We start from the raw sequence: 2,320 nt of genomic DNA, 5'->3' as shown, positions 1-2,320 counted from the left end.
GGCGCGGGGGGCCAGCACCCCGCCCCCCCCCCCCCCCCACACACTCCGCCCTCCTGTGCCCGGGGCGCCCCCGGCCCCCCCACCTCGGGCCTGCGCTCGCACCACAGCGCCAACCGCTCGGTCGACCCCACCACGATCTCCGCGAACGCCTCGGCCTCGACCGGGTCGACGTCGGACTCGAAGCTGCCGATCACGGCCGCGATCAGGTCGGTCTGCTGCCGCCGGATCCCCTCGACCTCGTCCACGGCCGACGGCACGGTGATCGCCGCCTCCTGCCTCAGCAGCGCCCACGACTGCTTGTGCTCCGCGATGAACTCGAAGAACGCCATCAGGCCGAGCCGCAGCACCTCTTCCGGCCCGTCCGCGCCGGTGATCGCCCGCTGCGTGCGGTCCAGCAGCTCCGTGCGCGCCCGGTGGATGCAGCCGATGAGCAGGCCCTCCTTGGAGCCGAAGTACTCGTAGAGCATCGGCTTGGACACCCCGACCCGTTCCGCGATCTCGTCCATCGACGCCGCGAGGTACCCGCGCTCGGCGAAGACGCCCTCGGCGACGTCGATCATCTGAGCCTTGCGCTGCGCCTTGGGCATCCGCCGGCGACGTGGCTCGGTCGTGGTCACGGGTCGAGACTACCGGAGGTAACTTACTTCGAGTAACCTACTGAGCAGTACGTAGGCGGACTTGGAGGGGACGGGCATGCACCGAGAGGTCGAAGTCCTGGTCATCGGCACGGGCTTCTCCGGGCTGGGCATGGCGATCGAGCTGAAGCGCGCGGGCAAGCACGACTTCGTGGTGCTGGAGAAGGCGAGCGACCTCGGCGGAACCTGGCGGGACAACTCCTACCCCGGCTGCGCGTGCGACGTCCCGTCCCACATGTACTCGTTCTCGTTCGAGCTGAACCCGCGCTGGTCGCGCATGTTCGCCCGCCAGCCGGAGATCTGGGACTACCTCAAGCGGGTCGCGGAGAAGTACCGGCTGCGCGAGCACATCAGGTTCGACAGCAAGGTCGGCGGCGCGCGCTGGGACGAGGACCGGAAGGTCTGGCACGTCAGCGTCGAGAACGGCGACACCTACACCGCGCGGTCCGTCGTCGCGGGGGTCGGGGCGCTGCACATCCCGAACGTCCCGGAGCTGCCGGGCATCGAGGCGTTCGAGGGCAAGGCGTTCCACTCCGCCGAGTGGGACCACGACTACGACCTGAGGGGCAAGAGGGTCGCCGTGGTCGGCACGGGCGCGAGCGCGATCCAGTTCGTGCCGCGGATCGCCGGCGAGGTCGGTCGGCTGACGCTGTTCCAGCGCACGCCGCCGTGGGTCATGCCCAAGATGGACCGGTCGATCAACACCTGGGAGCAGAAGCTGTTCGGGGCGCTGCCGGTCACCCAGCGCCTGTACCGCGACTTCGTGTACTGGACGCGGGAGTCGAGCGCGCTCGGCTTCGCCGTGAACCCGAAGATCATGGAGTTCGCGCAGAACATCGCCAAGCGGCACCTGCGCAGCCAGGTGCCGGACGAGGCCATGCGGGCCAAGCTGACCCCCGACTACACCATGGGCTGCAAGCGGGTGCTGATCAGCAACGACTACTACCCGGCGCTGACCAGGCCGAACGTCGAGCTGGTGACCGACGGCATCGCGGAGGTCCGGGCGAACAGCGTGGTCGACCGGGCGGGCGTCGAGCACGAGGTCGACGTGATCATCTACGGCACGGGGTTCCACGTGGTCGACTCGTTCGACTACCTGGACATCACCGGCAAGGGCGGCGTCGACCTGGCGAAGCAGTGGCGGGAGCAGGGCATCGAGACCTACTACGGCATCACCGTCTCGGGCTTCCCGAACCTGTTCTTCCTGCTCGGGCCGAACACCGGGCTGGGGCACAACTCGGTCGTGTTCATGATCGAGTCGCAGATCCGGTACGTCCGTCAGTGCCTGGAGCTGCTGGACCGGCACGGCGCCGACGAGCTGGACGTGCGGCCGGACGTGCAGGCGCGGTTCAACCGGCAGTTGCAGCGCAAGCTGAGCCGGGGCGTGTGGACCGAGGGCGGCTGCAAGAGCTGGTACCTCGACGCGCGGGGCGTCAACCGGACCGTGTGGCCCGGCTTCACCTGGCGGTACTGGATGCGCACCAAGACCGTGCGCGCCGAGGACTACACCCTGACCCGCGCCCGTCGCCGCAACCGCGTGCCCGCGTGACCCGAACGTTCAACTCGGGGTGCCTGGACGTAGGACACGGTCGTCCCGGACGTTGGACACGCGCGAGCTGAGCGTTGAACTCGGGTGCTCCGAGCGTAGGACTCTCGCGCTCCGGGCGTAGGACTCTCGCGAGAGT

Annotated in this window: 2 protein-coding genes; one reads left to right on the top strand and one right to left on the bottom strand. The window is 69.1% G+C overall.

What is annotated here, in order from left to right; all coding sequences use genetic code 11:
• The coding region (locus AB0G02_RS14425; protein ID WP_360793758.1) for a TetR/AcrR family transcriptional regulator at nucleotides 1-617 on the bottom strand (617 nt) is incomplete at its 3' end.
• Nucleotides 618-693: 76 nt separating this feature from the next.
• Here AB0G02_RS14425 and AB0G02_RS14420 point away from each other — a divergent pair.
• Nucleotides 694-2,184 (top strand): NAD(P)/FAD-dependent oxidoreductase, encoded by a 1,491-nt coding sequence (locus AB0G02_RS14420; protein ID WP_360793756.1) that lies wholly within the window; start codon nucleotides 694-696, stop codon nucleotides 2,182-2,184.
• The last annotated feature ends 136 nt before the right edge of the window (nucleotides 2,185-2,320 follow it).

This window comes from Actinosynnema sp. NPDC023658, assembly GCF_040639995.1.
Lineage (GTDB): Bacteria > Actinomycetota > Actinomycetes > Mycobacteriales > Pseudonocardiaceae > Actinosynnema.
This window is presented reverse-complemented; position numbering and strand designations above follow the sequence as displayed.

Bases quoted from the DNA above. Each gene is read 5' to 3' on its own strand.
- AB0G02_RS14420 (WP_360793756.1), top strand. From the start codon at position 694: ATGCACCGAGAGGTCGAAGTCCTGGTCATCGGCACGGGCTTCTCCGGG.